General features: G+C 71.9%; 16 protein-coding genes. 6 read left to right on the top strand and 10 right to left on the bottom strand.

Annotation, left to right across the window (positions count from 1 at the left end):
• Positions 1-184: 184 nt before the first annotated feature.
• From FXF60_RS08785 to FXF60_RS08770, 4 genes are all read right to left on the bottom strand, one after another.
• The gene (locus tag FXF60_RS08785; RefSeq protein WP_151525575.1) at positions 185-805 is read right to left on the bottom strand and encodes a hypothetical protein; all 621 of its coding nucleotides are present in this window, start codon (positions 803-805) and stop codon (positions 185-187) included.
• A gap of 528 nt (positions 806-1,333) precedes the next feature.
• Complete coding sequence (locus FXF60_RS08780; RefSeq protein WP_151525573.1) at positions 1,334-3,313, bottom strand: beta-propeller domain-containing protein; 1,980 nt, start codon at positions 3,311-3,313, stop codon at positions 1,334-1,336.
• Between the two features lie 176 nt (positions 3,314-3,489).
• Complete coding sequence (locus tag FXF60_RS08775) at positions 3,490-5,232, bottom strand: sodium:solute symporter family protein (protein ID WP_151525571.1); 1,743 nt, start codon at positions 5,230-5,232, stop codon at positions 3,490-3,492.
• The gene (locus FXF60_RS08770; RefSeq protein WP_151525569.1) at positions 5,229-5,516 is read right to left on the bottom strand and encodes a DUF4212 domain-containing protein; all 288 of its coding nucleotides are present in this window, start codon (positions 5,514-5,516) and stop codon (positions 5,229-5,231) included. Before FXF60_RS08770 ends, FXF60_RS08775 begins: the two co-directional genes overlap by 4 nt.
• A gap of 220 nt (positions 5,517-5,736) precedes the next feature.
• Between FXF60_RS08770 and FXF60_RS08765 the strand changes: the two genes are divergently transcribed.
• Positions 5,737-6,135: a hypothetical protein gene (locus FXF60_RS08765; RefSeq protein WP_202879596.1), complete on the top strand. Its 399-nt coding sequence runs from the start codon at positions 5,737-5,739 to the stop codon at positions 6,133-6,135.
• On the top strand, positions 6,132-7,064 hold the full coding sequence (locus FXF60_RS08760; RefSeq protein ID WP_151525567.1) for a hypothetical protein: 933 nt from the start codon (positions 6,132-6,134) through the stop codon (positions 7,062-7,064). Before FXF60_RS08765 ends, FXF60_RS08760 begins: the two co-directional genes overlap by 4 nt.
• Before the next feature lie 68 nt (positions 7,065-7,132).
• Here FXF60_RS08760 and FXF60_RS08755 read toward each other — a convergent pair whose 3' ends face one another.
• The 4 genes from FXF60_RS08755 to FXF60_RS08735 form a co-directional block, all read right to left on the bottom strand.
• The gene (locus tag FXF60_RS08755) at positions 7,133-7,645 is read right to left on the bottom strand and encodes a PspC domain-containing protein (RefSeq protein ID WP_151525565.1); all 513 of its coding nucleotides are present in this window, start codon (positions 7,643-7,645) and stop codon (positions 7,133-7,135) included.
• 1,324 nt (positions 7,646-8,969) lie between these two features.
• Positions 8,970-10,508, bottom strand: coding sequence for a murein biosynthesis integral membrane protein MurJ (gene murJ / locus FXF60_RS08745; RefSeq protein ID WP_151525563.1), 1,539 nt, complete (start codon positions 10,506-10,508; stop codon positions 8,970-8,972).
• A 22-nt stretch (positions 10,509-10,530) separates the two neighbouring features.
• Positions 10,531-11,931, bottom strand: coding sequence for a dihydrolipoyl dehydrogenase (gene lpdA / locus FXF60_RS08740; RefSeq protein WP_151525561.1), 1,401 nt, complete (start codon positions 11,929-11,931; stop codon positions 10,531-10,533).
• A 107-nt stretch (positions 11,932-12,038) separates the two neighbouring features.
• Complete coding sequence (locus FXF60_RS08735) at positions 12,039-12,833, bottom strand: PadR family transcriptional regulator (RefSeq protein WP_151525559.1); 795 nt, start codon at positions 12,831-12,833, stop codon at positions 12,039-12,041.
• 370 nt (positions 12,834-13,203) lie between these two features.
• On the opposite strand from FXF60_RS08735, the gene FXF60_RS08730 reads away from it, so the two are divergent.
• Genes FXF60_RS08730 through ilvD form a run of 4 tightly spaced genes read left to right on the top strand, consistent with a single transcriptional unit; the run spans position 13,204 to position 18,228 of the window.
• Positions 13,204-15,009 (top strand): acetolactate synthase large subunit, encoded by a 1,806-nt coding sequence (locus FXF60_RS08730; protein ID WP_151525557.1) that lies wholly within the window; start codon positions 13,204-13,206, stop codon positions 15,007-15,009.
• Positions 15,006-15,446: an acetolactate synthase small subunit gene (gene ilvN / locus FXF60_RS08725; RefSeq protein ID WP_238335779.1), complete on the top strand. Its 441-nt coding sequence runs from the start codon at positions 15,006-15,008 to the stop codon at positions 15,444-15,446. The genes FXF60_RS08730 and ilvN overlap by 4 nt, the downstream gene beginning before the upstream one ends.
• A gap of 51 nt (positions 15,447-15,497) precedes the next feature.
• Positions 15,498-16,535 carry a ketol-acid reductoisomerase gene (gene ilvC / locus FXF60_RS08720; RefSeq protein WP_151525555.1) on the top strand — a complete coding sequence of 346 codons (1,038 nt, stop codon included), beginning with the start codon at positions 15,498-15,500 and terminating at the stop codon, positions 16,533-16,535.
• Positions 16,528-18,228: a dihydroxy-acid dehydratase gene (gene ilvD, locus FXF60_RS08715; RefSeq protein ID WP_151525553.1), complete on the top strand. Its 1,701-nt coding sequence runs from the start codon at positions 16,528-16,530 to the stop codon at positions 18,226-18,228. The genes ilvC and ilvD overlap by 8 nt, the downstream gene beginning before the upstream one ends.
• Before the next feature lie 110 nt (positions 18,229-18,338).
• Here the strand turns inward: ilvD and FXF60_RS08710 are convergent, their stop codons facing one another.
• Both FXF60_RS08710 and FXF60_RS08705 read right to left on the bottom strand, forming a co-directional pair.
• Complete coding sequence (locus tag FXF60_RS08710) at positions 18,339-19,046, bottom strand: arsenate-mycothiol transferase ArsC (RefSeq protein ID WP_151525551.1); 708 nt, start codon at positions 19,044-19,046, stop codon at positions 18,339-18,341.
• A complete protein-coding gene (locus FXF60_RS08705; protein ID WP_151525549.1) occupies positions 19,039-19,266 on the bottom strand; it encodes a three-helix bundle dimerization domain-containing protein in 228 nt (75 codons plus the stop codon). The genes FXF60_RS08710 and FXF60_RS08705 overlap by 8 nt, the downstream gene beginning before the upstream one ends.
• Between the last annotated feature and the right edge of the window lie 51 nt (positions 19,267-19,317).

The raw sequence follows: 19,317 nt of genomic DNA, 5'->3' as shown, positions 1-19,317 counted from the left end.
CGACCCGTTTCCGCAGCATCTGCGGCGTGCTCTGCTTCTGGTTGCGATCCTTCGGTTCAGCAGCAACATTCCGGGAGGGCACCTCTCGCCGCTGGCTCTGCGTAGAACCCGATGGTGGTGCAGAAACGGTGTGTCACATCCGTCGCTCTGGCGACCGATGTGACACACCGTTCCTGCACCAGGGTCACCTGCGCGGTGGGTCGACGAGGCGGAGGTCCGGCATGGGTGAGGCCGGGCCGAGGGCCACCAGCTCGGTGATCCGGTTGACGAAGCGTTGCGGGCGGGCGTGCAGGGTCCACGGCGAGACGCCGATGACCCGGGCCCCGACACTCACGAGGGCGGAGTCCTTCTCCACCGTCTCGGCCCAGCGGTCACCACCCTGGTCGTCGATCCCCTGGTGGAACTGCCGGGAGTGCACCTGGATGGCGACACCGAGCGTGGGCAGCCACCCGTCCGGGCAGCCCAGGAAGCGGCCGGTGGGTCGATGGACCAGACCGCGGTTCGTGACCAACGGTGGCAGGTCGGGCCGGACGTCCCACAACGCGCGCAGCACGGCCTCCGGGCGGGACCACGCGCCCCCGGCGAAGGCAGCCAGACCGGTGCGGAGGGGCTGCACACGGGGCTGAGGGCGCTGCCACAGCTCGGCGTCGAGGGCCTCCACGGGGCACAGGCCCCGCTGCAGCACGGTGATGGCCAGCGCCTCGAGGTTGTGCGGGCCTACGTCCTCCAGACAGGCGGCGTCGACGAGCGAGCGGGAGGCGGGCGCCACGGCAAGGGGGCCGTCGCGGCGGGCGACCGGCGGCATACGCGTCGTCCGGATCGTCCGGGCCTCGCCGTTCTCGCGAGCCCGGGACCCGCTCGGGACGAGGAAGGTGGCGACCCTCGGCCGGGGACCGTCACCCCGTGCTTGCTGAGCCCCACCAGGCCGGGGAGCACGGCTCGCTCACCCGCCCAGAGCGCGATGGCCACCAGCAGATCGCTCCCCGTCACCGGCCCTCGGTGGGGTGACACCACGCCGGGGTAGGGCGTGGCCCAGACCCGTGATCGTCGGTGACGGACCTCGGCCTCGGTCCACCCGGCCACGCGGAGCTGGCGGTAGGTCGCGAGCCCGCGCTGACCCGGGATCGCGGGGAAGGCGACGGCGTCCGACATGACGACCAGCCTGCCCGGAAACCGAGGGGCGCGCTGTGGGCCTGTGGATATGGATGGTGGTGCAGGAACGGTGTGTCACATCCGTCGCCAGAGCGACCGATGTGACACACCGTTCCTGCACCAGGGTCCGCCGGGGGAGGGGAGGCGGGTCACAGGTCCGCGGCCGCGGCCGGGCCGGGGGTCACAGGTCGACGGTGCCCTGCTCCTCCAGCGTGGCGAGGTCGGTGACGTGCAGCGAGCTCTCGCCGAGCACCCAGAGCTGGTCGCCGATGACCAGGGTGCGACGCGCCCAGTCCCAGCCGGAGGCCGAGCTGCCGCCCAGCTGGAGCCGGGGCCCCTGGCTCAGCGAGGTGCCCTCGACCCGGGCCGAGACCACGCCGCTCCACTCGGACTTCTCCGTCCAGGCGTTGGATGGCAGGAAGAGCTGCCCCGTCTGCGGCCACCAGGTGAAGGCGCGGTGGTCGTACTCGACGTCGGAGTAGTGGTCCTTCCAGGTCTGCTTGGCGACCTGGGTCGGCGCCGCCGGGTCGGAGATGTCGAAGAGCGAGACCTGCAGCCCGGTGGTCCGGCCCTCGTCGGTGGCGTCCTGGCCCACCCCGAGCAGCAGGTCCTCGCCGATCGGGTGGAGGTATGCCGAGTAGCCGGGGATCTTCAGCTCGCCGGTGACCTCCGGGGCCGTGGGGTCGGAGGTGTCGACGAGGTAGAGCGGGTCGGTCTGGCGGAAGGTGACCACCGCGGCGGTGTCGGGCGAGAGGTAACGGACGGAGTAGATCTGCTCGGTCTCCCCGAGGCCGTCGACGCGACCCTGCTCCACCAGCCGTCTGCCTTCCTCCGCGAGCACCACGAGGGAGCTGCTGGACGGGGTGCTGCCCTGCCGGTCCGTCGTGGTGGCGACCCGGATGACCCCGTCCTGCTCGTCCAGGCTGAACTGGTTGAGGAGCCGGCCGTCGACGGAGCCGGAGGCGAGGTACGCGGTCGAGCTCGGGTCGGTGAGGTCGAAGGTGTGCAGCGCCGTGCTCTGCGCCGTGCCGCCGCGGGGCAGCACGGCGGCGTCGGCACCGTCGAAGAGGGCCCACGCCTCCCAGGGGGAGGTGGCCACCACCAGCCGGTCGGTGGAGGCATACACGGTGGAGCCGGAGGCGACGACGCCCGCGGCGGAGGTGAGGTCGAGCTGCGCCCCGGAGTCGTCCAGGTCGAAGGTCAGCACGGACATGGTGGACAGGCCGGAGAACTCGGGCGGCCGGGCGATGTCCTCGCACGGCACGGCGAGGTCGGTGCCCTCGGAGCGGGTGCCCTGGATGGTCTGCAGGTGGGGCAGCCAGTCGTCCAGGGTGGAGGCGGAGATGATCTCCCGGTTCTCCTGCTCCGCCTCGTCCTCGGCGACGAGCGAGCCGTTGCGCGGCTGGACGAAGGCCAGGCCCGGGGGCGGCGTGACCATCACCACCCGCGCCGTGCCGTCGTGCATCCGGGCGGAGCGGTAGTCGCCCTCCAGGCGGAGCGTGCCCCCGGCGGTCGGTGAGCTCGGGTCGGAGATGTCCACCAGGGTCACCACCGTCCGGCTGGCCTCGAAGGCGGGGTATGCACTCAGGCCGCTGGGCGAGGGCAGGGGCGAGATCCCGCCGCTCCACTCGCGGGTGAGGACCAGGACGCGGTCGTTCTCCCGGTCCAGGAGCAGCTCGGCCTCGGACCCCCTGTCGCGTCCGGGCAGCCGCAGGCTCCCGATCCTGGACGAGGTCGCCACGTCGACGACGACGAGCTCACCGTCGCGTGCGGTGACCACGATCTCCCCGTCGGTCTGGATGATGTCCGGCTCCTCGACGCCCTCCTCCTGGTTGTTGGTGCCGGAGAAGTCGGTGCCTGCCTCACCGGATCCGGAGGCCGCGGTCGCGCCGTCCGCGGCCCCGGCCGCGGAGTCCTCCTCGGCCATGTCGTCGGCCATGGCCCAGCCGGATCCGGCGCCGAACCCCCACGGCCCGACCCGCTCGAGGGCGTGCTCCTTGAAGTAGTCCAGCAGCTCGTCGCACGACCCGAAGTCGGTGAGCTCGGCGGCGCCCGCGCTCGGGGGCGAGACGATGTCCGCGGGGGTGCACGCGCCGAGCGCGAGCGGCACGGCGACCAGGGAGGCGAGAAGGGTGGTGCGGCGGCCTGACGACGGTGTCATGGCGAACTCCTGGGTGGGCGGAGGTGGTCGAACAGGGATCTGACGTCACGTCACCCGGTCCGGTTCCCTACGGCCCGCCTGGTCTTCAGCGACCGACCGCACGGTTTGCGACGACCGGCCGCACGGTTTGCGCGCAAACCGTGCGGTCGGTCGGGAGCGTTACCGGATGTTGCCCGTCAGCCGCGCTCACCCCGCTCCGAGGAGTCGTCGAGGTGGTGCTCCTCGGCATACTCCGACATGTGTCCCTCCGCGTGCGCGGTGACCAGCTCGGACCGGCCCGGGTAGCGCACGTCCTCGACCACCTGCTGCATCAGCTCGCTGGGCTCCTTGGTGAACTGCGAGACGATGATGACGGTGATGAAGTTGAGGATCATGCCGATCGTGCCGATCCCGGTGGCGGGGATCTCCCAGATGGGCTCGTTGCCGAAGAACGTCGGCAACGTCCACAGCTGGTAGAGCAGGGTCACGCCCAGTCCCACCGCCATACCGGCCGCGGCACCGCCGGCCGTCGCCTTCTTCCAGAAGATCCCGAGCACCAGGATCGGGAAGAAGGACGCCGCAGCGAGGCCGAAGGCGAGCGCCACCACCTCGGCGACGAACCCGGGCGGGTTGATGCCGAGGTAGCCGGCCACGAGGATGGCGGCCGCCATGGCGATCCGCCCGACCCGCAGCTGCTGGGCGTCCGTGGCCTTGGGGTTGACCTTCTTCCAGTAGAGGTCGTTGGCCACCGAGCTGGAGATCACCAGCAGCAGGCCGGACGCGGTGGACAGCGCCGCGGCCAGGCCACCGGCGGCGACCAGTCCGACGATCGGGGCGGGGAGGCCGGCGATCTCCGGCGCGGCCAGCACCACGATGTCGTTGTTGATCGCGAGCTCGGTGCCCTCGCCGATCGCCCCCGCGACGTCGATCACGCCGTTGCCGTTGAGGTCCTCGGTCGTGATCAGGCCGACGTCGCGCCAGGTGTTGAACCACTGCGGGGTGTCGTTGATCCCCGACCCCGGGATCTGGGTGAGCACGTTGTACTTGCTGAACGCACCGACCGCCGGGGCGGTGGTGTAGAGCAGCGAGATGAAGAACAGCGCCCACAGCGCCGAGTAGCGCGCCGCGCGGACCGACTTGGCCGTGTAGAACCGGACGATCACGTGCGGCAACCCGGCCGTGCCGAACATCAGCGCCGCCGTGATGAGGATCATGTTCACCATCGACGTCTGGGTGAACGCCTCGGTGTATGCCGCCAGCCCGAGATCCTGCTGCAGCCCGTTGAGCTCGTCCAGGATGGAGCCGAAGCCGATCGGGGGGAAGGGGTTCCCGGCCAGCTGCAGGGAGATCGCCACCGCGGGGATGAGGTAGGCGACGATCAGCACGGCATACTGCGCCACCTGGGTCCAGGTGATGCCCTTCATGCCGCCGAGCACGGCGTAGACGAAGACGATCGCCATGCCGATGATGACGCCCCAGGTCCGGTCGACGCCGAGGAACCGCTGGAAGACCACGCCGACGCCGGACATCTGCCCGGCGACGTAGACGAAGGACACGACGAGGGCGCACACCACGGACACCAGGCGCGCGGTCTCGTTGTAGCGGTCTCCGACGAAGTCCGGCACGGTGTACTTGCCGAACTTGCGCAGGTAGGGGGCCAGCAGCAGCGCGAGCAGGACGTAGCCGCCGGTCCAGCCCATGAGGAAGACGGATCCGGCGTAGCCGTTCTGGCTGAAGGCGATGAGACCGGCCATCGAGATGAACGAGGCCGCGCTCATCCAGTCCGCCGCGACCGCGGCACCGTTGGCCGGGGCGGGGATGCCACCGCCGGCGACGTAGAAGCCGGCCGTGTCGGACACCCGGCTGCGGTAGGCGATCCAGATGTAGAAGCCGAAGGTGAGGATGACGAAGACGAGGGTCCAGGCCTGGATGGTGCTCACCGGTGATGCACCTCCTGCTCGTACTCGGTGATGCCGAACTCGGCGTCCAGCTTGTCCATCCGCCACACGTAGAAGGCGATGAGCAGGACGAAGATGATGATCGAGCCCTGCTGCGCGAACCAGAAGCCCACGGGTATGCCGAAGATGTCGAACGGGAGGTCGTTCAGCTGGTCGACGAAGAGGATGCCGGCGCCGAAGGACACCAGGGCCCAGATCACCAGCAGGACCGACATCAGGCGGACGTTGCGCCGCCAGTACTCACGTCGTTGATCGACGTCAAGCATGGAGCCTCCTTGCTCTGCGGGACGTATGCGGTCAGCAGCCAACGCAACCGGAGGTGCTGACGCACGGGCAAGCACGGCGGCGGCGTGGTGCGCCGAACGGTGGTGCCGCTGCGCCGAGCGGCACCACGCCCACGACGAGTGGTGGGCACGGCCGGGTGGTCCGTCCGGGTGCGGCGCGCGAGCGGGGGAGTGCGGTCGCGCGGTGGCATACAGTGCCCGCATGCGTTCCCGACGAGCCCCGGGACAGGGCAGGCTGCTCATCGCCGCCGGGATGATGGCCCTGGGGGGATTCCTGCCCTGGGTCTACACCCACCTGGGCTCGATGAGCGGCGCCGTCGGAGCGGGCCTGTGGGTCTTCTACGCCGGGCTCCTCGCGCTCGCCGGCGGCCTCGTCCCGGCGCACCGGCTGCGCACCGTGATCGTGGTGCAGTCGGTCCTCTGCGGCCTGGTCGCGCTCGGCCTGCCGGTGTGGCAGGTGGTCTACATGCTCAGCCTGGTGGGGCTGCAGGGCTGGATGCCCGGACCGGGGCTGGTGCTCAGCGCCTTCGGCGGCGTCCTCTGCCTCCTCGCGGCCCGCCAGCTGGCGGGCGTGCGCCCGGTGGCGGCCCAGGACGCATGACCGACCTCGGGCAGCTGCGTGAGCGGGTGCTCGAGCTGGAGCACGAGCGGGCTCGCTGGCGTCGGCTCCGGCTGTCCCGGGATCTGCTGCAGCCGCGGATCGACCGGGACCGTGCCCTGCTGGTGGAGCGGGAGCGGGCGTATGCCGCCGAGCAGGCCGACGTCGACCGGCTGGACCGCAGAGGGGTGCGCCGGATGCTGGCGACGCTCGACGGGACGCTGGACGAGCGGCGGGTCCGCGAGTTCGCCGAGGCGGAGGAGGCCGAGGTCAGGGTGGAGGAGATCCGAGCCCGGCTGAGCACCCTCGCCGTCGAGGCCGACCGGCTGGACGGCGACCTGGCGCTGCTGGGCGACCCGGAGACGGCCTACCAGGAGGCGCTGAGCGACCTCGTCCTCGCGGCCCGGGCGCGGGACCATCTCGGTGGGGCGCCGGCCGACGCGGCAGGGGCGGAGGAGGGGGTGGAGGAGGTGCTCGGCTGGGCCGAGCGCCGGCAGCGCGCCATCGCGCAACGGGCCGAGTTCGAGGCGGTGCTCCCCGTGGCTCGGCAGCTGGTCGAGGAGCTGGAGCGGGTGAACCGGCGGCTGCCGGTGGTCGCCGCCGGTGTCGAGGCCTCGGTGGGCGCCATGGACCCGCACGGGAGCCTCTACTGGTTCGACGGGCTGCGGGAGGTGCGGCGCGGGGTGGCCGCGGCGGACGAGGTCGCCGGCCAGCTGCGGGACGAGCTGGCGCAGACCCAGCTGCCAGCCTTCGACGTGCCCGACCTCACCGACTTCCCGGCCGGTTCGATCGACGTGTTCGACCCGCTCACGGCCGCCGGCCTGCTCGCGCGGGTCGAGGACGCGGTCGCCTGGGGAGGCGCCAGGGTGGGCGAGGCCGAGGCCCTGGTGGCCCGGCTGGAGCAGGCGAAGGCAGACGTCGCCGACGCATGAGTGCGCCGGCCGGACCGAGGGTCCGACCGGCGCCTGCCACCGTGAGGTGACGAGGAGTCCCTGCCTCGTCAGGTGGTGGCGTCCTCGCGGCGCCGGGAGAGCCGTCCCCAGGCCCAGTAGCCCACGGCGGCCAGGACGGCCACGCCGAGGAGCTCCGGCAGGATCGCGGCGAGGAAGGAGAGGCCGCCGCCCAGCACGCCGAGCGCGGCGAAGGCACCGAGCGCCAGCACGATGAGGGAGCGGCCGCGGCCGTGGCGCAGCCCCTGCTCCAGGTGGGAGGAGCCCGTGGGGTCCGGGAGCAGCGTCCAGGCGATGAGGTAGATCCCGACGCCGACGCCGCCGAGGAGGGCGACGAGGACGGCGGCGGCCCGGACGGCGACCGGGGCGACGCCCAGCCGGTCGGCGATGGTGCCGCAGACGCCGCCGAGGACCGCGGTGTCGGTGCGCCGGGCGGGCAGCGTGCGCAGCGCGGCGTAGAGGCCGTCCAGCGCGGTGGACCCCTGCCCGTGCCGCTCGGGCTGGGGCTGGGGCAGGATCGGCGGGAGGTCGGAGGCGGGTGCGGAGCTGGGGTTCTCGTTCATGTCATCCAGGATGCTTCCGGAGCCCCCTGCGCGGTCAGCCAGCAGACTCCCAGATCTCGAGGGGGGATATCCCCCCGCTGCCTGCGGGCCGACTGCGCGGTCCTCGGCGATTCTCACAGGAATCTCACATTCGGCCACTACGGTATGCGCCATGTCCGCCGCACGCAGAGGTCCGGTCTCTGTGCTGGTCCTTGCACACGGCCGCGACCGTGGGGCGGTCACCGCGGCGCGTGCGCTGCACCGCGCCGGGTGGCGGGTGGGGGTCGGTTCGTCCCGGCCTGGAGGGGGACTCATCGGGGCCTCGCGGGCGGTCGAGCGGGTCCACCTGCTCCCGCGTCCCACCGGCGACCAGGAGGCCTTCGTCGCCGGGCTGGTCGGGGCGCTGGCCGCCGGCCGCTACGACGTGGTCGTCGGCTCGGGGGACGACTGGATGGCCGCGCTGGCCCACCACCGCGACAGACTTGATGCGGCGGTCGCGCACCCGCACCAGGCCGTGGTGACCGCGGGCATGGACAAGGTGGTGCTCGCCCAGGTCGCCCGCGAGGTCGACCTGCCCACGCCTGCCACCTGGATGCTGCCGCCGCAGCGCGCCGGACACCCCTCCCTGCCCGTGGTGGTCAAGAACCGGTGGCACTGGACGCCGGAGCAGGACCGCCGGCACCGGATCGAGACCAAGGTCTGCCGCACCGAGGCCGAGCTCGCCGACCACCTGCTCGCCTTCGGGCTGGAGCGGGACCAACCGGTGCTGCAGGAGCCGATCGACGGGCACCTCGCGGCGCTGATCGGGGTGATGCACGAGGGGCGGCTGGTGGGCCGCGTGCAGCAGGTGTCGCCTCGGCTTTTCCCGACCCCGTCCGGCGCGTCCGCGCGGGCGCGCACGGTCGCCGTCGACCCGGGCCTCGCGGGGCGCAGCGAGGAGCTGCTGCGCCGACTGGGGTGGAGCGGGCTGGTGGAGCTGCAGTTCCTCGTCGGGGCCGACGGCGTGCACCGGCTGATCGACCTCAACGGCCGCTTCTTCGGGTCGCTGGCGCTCAGCGAGTCCGCGCGCCCCGGCCTGGTGGACGCCGGCATCCGCGCCGCGATCGGTCTGCCGGTGCCCCCGCTCCCCGACGGTCGCGTCGGGCTGCGCTACCACTGGATGCCGGGTGACCTGCGGCGGGCGGTGCAGGAGGGCCGACGCGGGGTCGCGGCCGACGTGGTGAGCAGCCTGTGCTGGGCGGCCGGGGCCCGGCACAGCGTCGCGGACCTCACCGACCCCGGGCCGGTGCTGCGGCTGCTCGCCGGGCGCCTGTCCGCCGACCCGGAGCACGCCGAGCCGGAGCTGTCAGCGACGCCGGAACCGCTGCGCGACGTGCAGCGCGACGAAGCGCTCCGGGGCGCGGAGCAGGGCGAGCACCAGCTGATAGGCCAGCGCCGCCGCGACCAGCGCGAGCACGGCCCGGACCAGGACCAGCTCCGGGCCCACGGCGCGCAGCGCCAGCCACGCCACGACGCCTGCGCCGACGAGCGCCGCAGCGGAGCGGCCTAGCAGCAGCCCGGTGTCGCGCAGCGGCACCAGCCGGTGCCGACCGGCTGCGAGCCAGCCGGTGAGCACCGCGGCCACCAGCAGCGAGGCCGACGTGGCGGCGACGATGCCGGCCACCCCGAGGACGGGGGCCAGGGTCAGGTCGCCGACCACGTTGACCACCATGGCGAGCAGCCCGATCGCGACCGGTCCCCGGGTGTCGCCCACGGCGTAGCAGGCGCTGACGACGACCTGCCGGCAGGCCAGCGCGAGCAGCCCCGGGAGGAAGCAGATGACCGCCACCGCGGTGAGGCGGACCGCCTCGTCGTCGAAGGCACCGCGCCCGAAGGCTAGCGTCACCACCTCCTGCGGAGCCACCAGCAGCGCGGCGGCGACCGGTCCGAGCAGGGTGAGCGACACGGCCAGCCCCTGGTGCACGAGCCGGCGCATCCGGGCCCGGCCCGCCGCGCCCTCGCCCGCGGCCGCAGACATCGCCGGGTAGAGCGGGGCGACGAGGGCGGCGACGACGAGCATCTCGGGCAGGTTCACCAGACGCCACCCGAGGAAGACCGCGGACACGGCTCCCTCGCCGACGGTCGAGGCCACCGCCCGGTCCACGAGGGTGTTGACGTTGAGCGCGGCCTGGCCGACGACCAGTGGAGGCAGCAGCGCGGCGATCTCGCGCACGCCGGGGGAGCGGGCATCGAGCCGGGGGCGCAGCGGCCAGCGGTGCTGCACCACGGGCACCAGCTGGAGGGCCAGCCGGGCCAGCGACCCGACCACGAACCCCACCGCGAGGGCGACCACCCCGATGCGCGGACCGAGCAGGCCGGCCGCGGCGATCATGACGAGGTTGAAGGGCACCCCCTGCAGCGCGCCCCACCGGAAGACGCCGTGCGCCTGCGCCAGCGCCGCGAGGAGGTCGGTGGCGGCCACGAGCACCGTCGTGACCAGGATGATCCTCGTCAGGAGCACGAGCAGGTCGGCGGCGTCCCCGGTCAGCCCGGGCGCGAGGACGCGGGAGATGGGTGCCGCGGCGAGGCCGAGGACGACGCTCAGCGCACCGATGGCGATCACCGCCCCGGTCAGGACGACGTCGAAGGTGCGGTGCCCGCGGCATACCTCCTCGCCGTGCGCCTCGCGCGACAGCACCGGCGTGGCGGCGCGGGTCAGCGAGGTGCCGAGCAGCCCCAGGACGATGTTGGCCAGCCCGAGCGCGACGAAGTAGGCGTCCAGCTCCGGGCCGGCGCCGTAGATGCCGGCGATGACGGCGTCACGGGCGAAGCCCAGCAGGGTGGAGACGCCGGTCAGCCCGGCCACGAGCACCGCGGCGCGGCCGATGCTCGCGCGGGCTACCACCCCGCTGCTCCCGGCCGGACGGTCAGAGGTTGATCATGTGGCCGGCGATGCCGTGCACCGCCTCCTTGACCGCCTCACCCAGGGTCGGGTGCGCGAAGACGATCCGCGACATCTCGTCCGCGGTGAGGTCCCAGGTCTGCGCCAGGTTCAGGACCGGCAGCAGCTCGGTGACGTCCGGGCCGATCATGTGGGCGCCGAGGATCTCGTTGTACTTCGCGTCGGCGACCACCTTGACGAAGCCCACGCCGTCGCCCAGGCCCATCGCCTTGCCGTTGGCGGAGAAGGGGAACTGCGAGGTCTTGACCTCGTGGCCGGCGTCCTTGGCCGCCTGCTCGGTCAGACCCATCGAGGCGATCTGCGGGTGGCAGTAGGTGGCGCGCGGGATGAACCGGTAGTCCAGCGGCATCGTCTCGGCACCCGCCAGGGTCTCCGCCGCGATGATGCCCTGCGCCTCGGCGGTGTGCGCGAGCATGAGCTTGGCGGTGACGTCGCCGATGGCATACACGTTGTCGACGTTGGTCCGCAGGTAGTCGTCGACCGCGATGGCGCCGCGGTCGGTGAGCTCGACGCCGATGCTCTCCAGCCCGAAGCCCTCCACGCGCGGCGCGAAGCCGATCGCGGAGAGCAGCTTGTCCGCCTCCAGCGTCTGGGACTCGCCGCCGTCGGCCGGGGTGACGGTGACCTTGACCCCCTCGCCGGTGTCCTCGACGCTCTCGACCTTGGTGCTGGTCATCATCGTGACGCCGAGCTTCTTGTACTCCTTGGCCAGGGCCTTGGAGATCTCCGGCTCCTCGAGCGGCACGATCCGGTCGAGGAACTCGACGATGGTCACGTCGACGCCGAAGTTGGCCATGACGTAGGCGAACTCGACACCGATGGCACCGGAGCCCGCGATGATGATCGACCCGGGGAGCTCCTCGTCCAGGATCTGCTCCTCGTAGGTGACGACGTTCTTGCTCACCTCGACGCCGGGCAGCATCTTGGTGACCGACCCGGTGGCCAGGATCAGGTGGTCGAAGGTGAGCTGGGTGGTGGCGCCGTCCTCGCCGGCGACGTCCATCGAGGTCGCCGAGGTGAGTGTGCCCCAGCCGTCCACCTCGGTGATCTTGTTCTTCTTCATGAGGAAGTGGACGCCCTTGACGATGCCGGCGCTCACCGTGCGGGAGCGCTGGTGCGTCGGCGCGTAGGCCATGGTGGCCTCGCCCTCGATGCCGTACTTCTTCTTGTCGTGCTGCAGCAGGTGCGCGATCTCCGCGTTCTTGATCAGCGCCTTGCTCGGGATGCACCCGACGTTCAGACAGACCCCGCCCCAGTACTGCTTCTCGACGACGGCCACCGATCTGCCCAGCTGGGACGCGCGGATCGCCGCGACATACCCGCCAGGACCGGCGCCCAGGACAACAACGTCATAGTGATCGGCCATAACCCCACAGTATGCCGTCAGGACGGGTGTCCGTGCGTGCCGGGTGCGGCACGCAGAGATCCTCCCCGGTGGCAGTTCGCGCACCGGGGAGGATCCCGTGGGGAGAGTCAGTCCTCGACGATCTCGCCCTCGGTGATCTCGTCCGGGTCGTCGTCCGGGTCGTCGGCGTCGAAGTCGTCCCGGGCGACCTCGGCCTCGGCGAGCATCCGGTAGAGGTCGCGTCGGGTCCGGTCGAGCAGGTCGGCGGCCTGCTGGCTGAGCTCGTCCTGGCCGGACTGGCCGACCGCCTGGGTGGCCATCGCCACGGCTCCGAGCGCCTTCCAGAGCGTGCCCGCGCTGCCGCGCCGGTCGCGACCGCCGTGCGCGCCGTGCCGGTGCCCGCGACCACGGTCGCCGGGCCCGCGCCCGCGGTGGACGCCGTGGCGGTCCTGCGCCCACGGGTCGTCCGGCTCCTCGCCACCGGCCCAGCTCTGCGGAGGCAGGTCCTCGGCGGCGCGACGTCCGGCGTCGGTGAGCTCGTAGGCCCGCCGGCTCTCGATCTCGGTCTGGGTCACCAGGCCCTCGTCCTCGAGCTGGGCCAGGGCGGGATAGATGGCGCCGGAGCTCGGGCGCCACGCGCCACCGGAGCTCTGCTCGATCTCCTGCATCAGCTGGTAGCCGTTCATCGGCTCCCGCTGCAGCAGGTGCAGGACGGCGTTGCGGACGTCGCCGCGCCGCGCGCGGCGCGGGCCACCCTGCGGCCCGAACGGTCCGCCACGGCGGCCGCGGCCGCCCGGCCCACCGAAGCCCTGCGGGCCGAAGGGCCCGGCCTGCGGCCCGAAGACCTGGCCGAGCAGGCCGCCCGGGCCGAAGATCTGGTCGTCCAGGTTGCCGAAGCCACCGAAGTTCTGTCGAGAAGTCATGTGCTTCCCCTCTCTGTGTGCTCTGCGCGGTGGGCCGGGTGGCCCGTCCGGTCTCGGGGAGACCACGTCACTCGCGCAACGTCATATCTGATGGTAACTAGATGTGTCTCGACATGTCAACGTCATATCGTTAACTGACGAGATGCTGCATGACTGTGCGACATGTCACATGTCTATGCACGGGCTTGACGCGACGGCATCCCACGCTGTTGTATGGGCTCATGCAGTGCTTCGCTCTCGTACTCATTACCTAGGGACGCGCCGTCGGCCGATCCTCGTCAGCGACGCGTCCTCCCCTCGCCAGCCCCACGGGCCGAGGGGTTTTTTGTTGCCACTGCCCAGATCTCCTCCACGTCAGGACCTGAAGCCCATGACCACCACCCACATCCCCGACGGAGCCACCACGACCGCGCCGGGCGACACCGGCGGAGCCTCGGTCGGTGCCGAGCTGCGCACCGGTGCCGAGGCGCTGGTGGGCACCCTGGAGCGGCTCGGCGTCGAGCACGTCTTCGGTCTGCCGGGCGGCGCGGTGCTGCCGCTCTACGACGCGCTCTACGGCGCCTCGGTGCGCCACATCCTGGTGCGCCACGAGCAGGGAGCCGGGCACGCCGCGCAGGGGTATGCCGCCGCCACCGGCAAGGTCGGTGTGTGCCTCGCGACGTCCGGGCCGGGCGCGACCAACCTGGTCACGGCGCTCGCCGACGCCAACATGGACTCGGTGCCCATCGTCGCGATCACCGGCAACGTCGCGAGCACCGCGATCGGCTCCGACGCCTTCCAGGAGGCGGACATCCGGTCGATCTCGATGCCGGTCACCAAGCACTCCTTCCTCGTCACCCGCCCGGAGGAGATCGCCGCGACGGTGTCCTCCGCCTTCCACATCGCCGCGACCGGTCGGCCCGGGCCGGTGCTGGTCGACGTCACCAAGGACGCCCTGGTGGCCGCCGCCGACGAAACCATGCTGCAGCTGCCCATGCCGGGCTACCGGACGCCGACCGTGCCGTCGCCGGAGGCGGTGCGGGACGCCGTCGAGCTGATGCTGGGCGCCCGTCGCCCGGTGCTCTACGTCGGCGGCGGCTGCCTGCGCGCCAACGCCTCGGAGGAGGTGCGGCAGCTGGCCGAGCTCACCGGCATACCGGTCGTCACGACGTTGATGGCCCGCGGCGTCTTCCCCGACAGCCACCCGCAGCACATGGGCATGCCCGGCATGCACGGCAGCGTCTCCGGTGTGGCGACGCTGCAGAAGTCGGACCTCATCATCAGCCTGGGCGCCCGGTTCGACGACCGGGTCACCGGCGCCAAGGACACCTTCGCGCCGAAGGCGCAGATCGTGCACGTGGACATCGACCCCTCCGAGATCGGGAAGAACTTCCCCACCGCGGTCGGGGTGGTCGGCGACGCCAGGGCGGCGATCGCGATGCTCGTCACCGAGTGGACCCGCCGCACGGCCGCGGGTGCCGCCCCGGACTACGAGCGGTGGATCGCCAAGTCGCTCGGCTGGAAGCGGCGCTACCCGCTCGGCTACGACGCCCCCTCCGACGGGGCGCTGGCCCCGCAGCTGGTGATCGAGCGGCTCGGCGCGATCTCCGGCCCGGACACCATCTTCGCCGCCGGGGTCGGCCAGCACCAGATGTGGGCCAGCCAGTTCATCGGCTACGACCAGCCGCGGCACTGGCTCAACTCCGGTGGCCTCGGGACCATGGGGTATGCCGTCCCCGCGGCGATGGGCGCGAAGGTCGGCCGCCCGGACGCCACCGTCTGGGCGATCGACGGCGACGGCTGCTTCCAGATGACCAACCAGGAGCTCGCGACCTGCTCGGTCGAGGGCATCCCGATCAAGGTGGCGATCATCAACAACGCCGCCCTGGGCATGGTCAAGCAGTGGCAGGCCCTGTTCTACTCCGAGCGGTTCAGCCACTCCCAGCTGCCCTCGATGCAGGTGCCCGACTTCGCGACCCTGGCGACGGCATACGGGTGCGTCGGGCTGCGGTGCGACCGCGCCGCGGACGTGGACGCGACGATCGAGCGGGCGATGGAGGTCGACGACCAGCCGGTCGTGGTGGACTTCCGGGTCAGCCAGGACGCCATGGTCTGGCCGATGGTGGCCGCCGGCACCAGCAACGACGACATCCAGCACGCCAGAGACGTGCGACCCGACTTCGGGGAGGACGAATGACCCTGCTGTCCGACTACCCGCCCCACGACCCCGCGGTACCCACCGCGGCGCCCGCCTACCAACCGCACACCGCACCGCACGACCCGACGAAAGGCACCACCATGAGCAACGACGCCCGCACCCGACACGCGCTGTCCGTCCTGGTCGAGAACAACCCGGGCGTGCTGGCCCGTGTCTCCGTCCTGTTCGCCCGGCGCAACTTCAACATCGACCACCTCGTCGTGGGGCCGACCGAGGACAACAAGGTCTCCCGGATGACGATCGTGGTCAACGTCAACGCCGAGCAGCTGCACAAGGTCACCAACCAGCTGGACAAGCTGGTCGAGGTGATCCACATCGAGGAGCTGGAGGACGCGGACGCCATCCGCACCCAGCTCTGGCAGATCAACGACAACGGTCCGCGCCCCGTCGGTGCGATGGCCGCCGCCGCCTTCTGACCGACCCCACCCGTCCGACCACCCGCACACCCCACAGGAGACACCACCCACATGGCCACGATGTACTACGACGACGACGCCGACCTCTCGCTCATCCAGTCCCGCACGGTCGCCGTCCTCGGCTACGGGAGCCAGGGGCACGCGCACGCGCTGTCCCTGCGTGACTCGGGGGTCGACGTGCGCGTCGGGCTCGCCGAGGGCAGCTCCAGCCGGGCCAAGGCAGAGGCCGAGGGGCTGCGGGTGCTCACGCCGGCGCAGGCCTGCGCCGAGGCCGACCTCATCATGGTGCTCGTGCCGGACCACGTGCAGCGACTGGTCTACGCCGACGCCATCGAGCCGAACCTGGAGCCGGGCGACGCGCTCTTCTTCAGCCACGGGTTCAACATCCGGTTCGGCTACATCGAGCCCCCGGCCGGGGTGGACGTCTGCATGGTGGCGCCGAAGGGGCCGGGCCACCTCGTGCGCCGGGAGTATGTCGACGGCAGGGGTGTCCCTGTGCTCGTCGCGGTCGAGCAGGACGCGTCGGGCCGGGCCAAGGAGCTCGCGCTGTCCTACGCCTCCGCGATCGGTGGCCTGCGGGCCGGCGGCATCGAGACCACCTTCACCGAGGAGACCGAGACCGACCTCTTCGGCGAGCAGGCGGTCCTGTGCGGCGGGATGAGCCAGCTCGTCCAGTACGGCTTCGAGACCCTGACCGAGGCGGGCTACCAGCCCGAGGTGGCCTACTTCGAGTGCCTGCACGAGCTCAAGCTCATCGTCGACCTCATGTACGAGGGCGGCATCGCCAAGCAGCGCTGGTCGGTCTCCGACACGGCGGAGTACGGCGACTACGTCTCCGGGCCGCGGGTCATCGACCCCCGCGTGAAGGAGAACATGCAGGCCGTCCTCGAGGACGTCCGCAACGGTGCCTTCGCGCAGCGGTTCATCGACGACCAGGACAACGGCCGGCCCGAGTTCGACCAGCTGCGGGCCAAGGGTGCGGAGCACCCGATCGAGGACGTCGGCAAGGACCTGCGCGGCATGATGGCCTGGGTGAAGGGGCACGAGGCCGACGGCGACTACGTCGAGGGGTCGGCGGCCCGTGGCTGAGGTCGACGTCAAGCCGCGCTCGCGCGACGTCACCGACGGCCTGGAGAAGGCGGCCGCGCGCGGGATGCTGCGCGCGGTCGGGATGGGTGACGACGACTGGTCCAAGCCGCAGATCGGCATCGGCAGCAGCTGGAACGAGATCACGCCGTGCAACCTGTCGCTCCAGCGGCTGGCGCAGGCGGCCAAGGCCGGTGTGCACGCCGCCGGTGGCTACCCGCTCGAGTTCGGCACGATCTCGGTCAGCGACGGGATCTCGATGGGGCACGAGGGCATGCACTACTCCCTGGTCTCGCGCGAGGTCATCGCCGACTCGGTGGAGACGGTCATGTCCGCCGAGCGGCTGGACGGCTCGGTGCTGCTCGCCGGGTGCGACAAGTCGCTCCCCGGGATGCTCATGGCGGCCGCACGGCTCGACCTCGCCAGCGTGTTCCTGTATGCCGGCACGATCCTGCCCGGCAGCCTGAAGCAGGAGGACGGGACGGACAAGGACATCACCATCATCGACGCCTTCGAGGCCGTCGGTGCCTGCCTGGCCGGCAAGATCAGCCGGGACGAGGTGGACCGGGTGGAGCGGGCCATCTGCCCCGGTGAGGGAGCCTGCGGCGGGGCCTACACCGCGAACACGATGGCCTCGGTCGCCGAGGCGCTCGGGATGGCCCTGCCCGGGTCGTCGACGCCCCCGGCGGTCGACCGACGCCGCGACGGCATCGCGCACCGCTCCGGCGAGGCGGTCGTGGGCATGCTGCGGCACGGGATCACGGCGCGCCAGATCCTGACCCGGGAGGCCTTCGAGAACGCCATCGCGGTCGCGATGGCGCTCGGCGGCTCGACGAACGCGGTGCTGCACCTGCTGGCCATCGCCAACGAGGCCGAGGTGGAGCTGTCGTTGGACGACTTCCGGAGGATCGGTGCCCGGGTGCCGCACCTGGCGGACATGAAGCCGTTCGGCCGCTACGTCTGGGTCGACTTCGACCGGGTCGGCGGCATCCCCGTGGTCATGAAGGCGCTGCTGGACGAGGGCCTGATGCACGGGGACGCGCTGACGGTGACCGGCAGGACGCTGGCGGAGAACCTCGCCGACCTCGACCCGCCGAGCCTGGACGGCCGCGTGGTGAAGTCGATGCGGGAGCCGATCCACCGCTCCGGTGGGTTGACGATCCTCTCCGGCTCGCTGGCGCCCGGGGGAGCCGTGGTCAAGTCGGCCGGCTTCGACGCGGAGGTCGTCAGCGGGACCGCGCGTGTCTTCGACGGCGAGCGGGCCGCGATGGACGCCCTCTCCGAGGGGACGGTGCGGGCCGGCGACGTCGTGGTCATCCGCTACGAGGGCCCTCGTGGCGGACCCGGCATGCGCGAGATGCTCGCGATCACCGGCGCGATCAAGGGCGCAGGGCTGGGCAAGGACGTGCTGCTCATCACCGACGGCCGGTTCTCCGGCGGGACGACGGGGCTGTGCGTCGGGCACATCGCCCCCGAGGCCACCGACGGCGGGCCGATCGCGCTGGTGGAGGACGGTGACAGGATCAGCCTGGACGTGGAGGGCGGCACGCTGGACCTGGAGGTCGAGCCCGACGAGCTGGAGCGTCGGCGCGCCGCCTGGTCGGCCCCGCAGCCGCCGGGGCGTGCCCGCCGCGGCGTGCTGGCGAAGTATGCCGCGCTCGTCCGGTCGGCGTCGGAGGGCGCCGTCACGCACTGATCCGGGCCGGACTCGGCCACTGACAGCCGGTATGTCATCTGAGAGCGTCCTCGAGGGGGCTGCCAGATGACATACCGGCTGTCAGTCGTCGCGGTCGCGGGCCATCGGGGTCAGTCGCGACCCTCGTGCAGGTCGTCGATGACCTCCTGCAGCTCCCGCTCCACCTCGGGGTCGACCTGGCGGCTGGCGAGGTCCCGCTCGAGCAGCGCGTCCACCAGTCCCACGACCTGTGCCTCGATCTCGGCGTAGGCCTGGTCGAGGTCGTCCCTGCCCTCCAGCGAGGTGAGGTCGTCCCAGTCGACCTGGTGCAGGCCGTGGGTGGGCATCTGCACCTTCTCCTCGTCGGTCAGCCCCATGGTGACGACGACGTCGGAGGCGAGCAGCATGCTGCCCGTCATCGGCGTCACCCTGAGCTCGTCCGGGTCGTGGCCCTTCCGGCGCAGCAGGTCCTCGATCTCGGCCCGGAGCTCGGTGCCGGGCGTGACACCGCCGGAGCGGGCCCGGATGCGACCCTCGCCGCGCCCGTTCGCGATGGCCGCTGCCACGTGGCTGCGCCCGGTGTTGGCGTCGTCGACGAAGAGCACCTGCTGCACGTGGGACAGCTCCACGCCACGTGCCTGCGCCTGCTCCCGCAGCAGCTCCTCCGCGCGCCGTCGGACGAAGACCGGCAGGAAGCTGTCCACCCGGGCCTGCGACTCCAGCTCCTGCTGGGCACGGGTCACGGCCGCGAGGATCTCGTCCTCGGCCAGGGTCCCGTCGTACTTCGCGACGAGGGTGCGTCGCACCTGGTCGATCTCGCGCTCGTCGGCGTCAGCCACTCGACTCTCCCTCGCGGTAGCGGGCCATCTGGGTCAGTCGGTCGCAGGCGTCCTTGCGCAGCAGGATCGTCAGGTAGTGCGGGGTGCGGGCGTGCTGCTCCAGCGCGTGCCAGCTGTCCTCCACGACGAAGGCCACCTCGGCGCGGGTGAAACGCCCGTCGAAGTGCTCGACGAGCTCGTCCACGATGGTCACCACCGTGCCCTGCGCCATCGCGACCATGGCGTGATGCTGCCCGACCCGGGTGACGCGACGGTGTCGGGCGGGTGACGT

The organism is Serinicoccus kebangsaanensis (assembly GCF_008919445.1).
Taxonomy (GTDB): Bacteria; Actinomycetota; Actinomycetes; order Actinomycetales; family Dermatophilaceae; genus Ornithinicoccus; species Ornithinicoccus kebangsaanensis.
The sequence above is the reverse complement of the archived record's forward strand: the minus strand, read 5'-3'. Positions and strand labels throughout refer to the sequence as shown.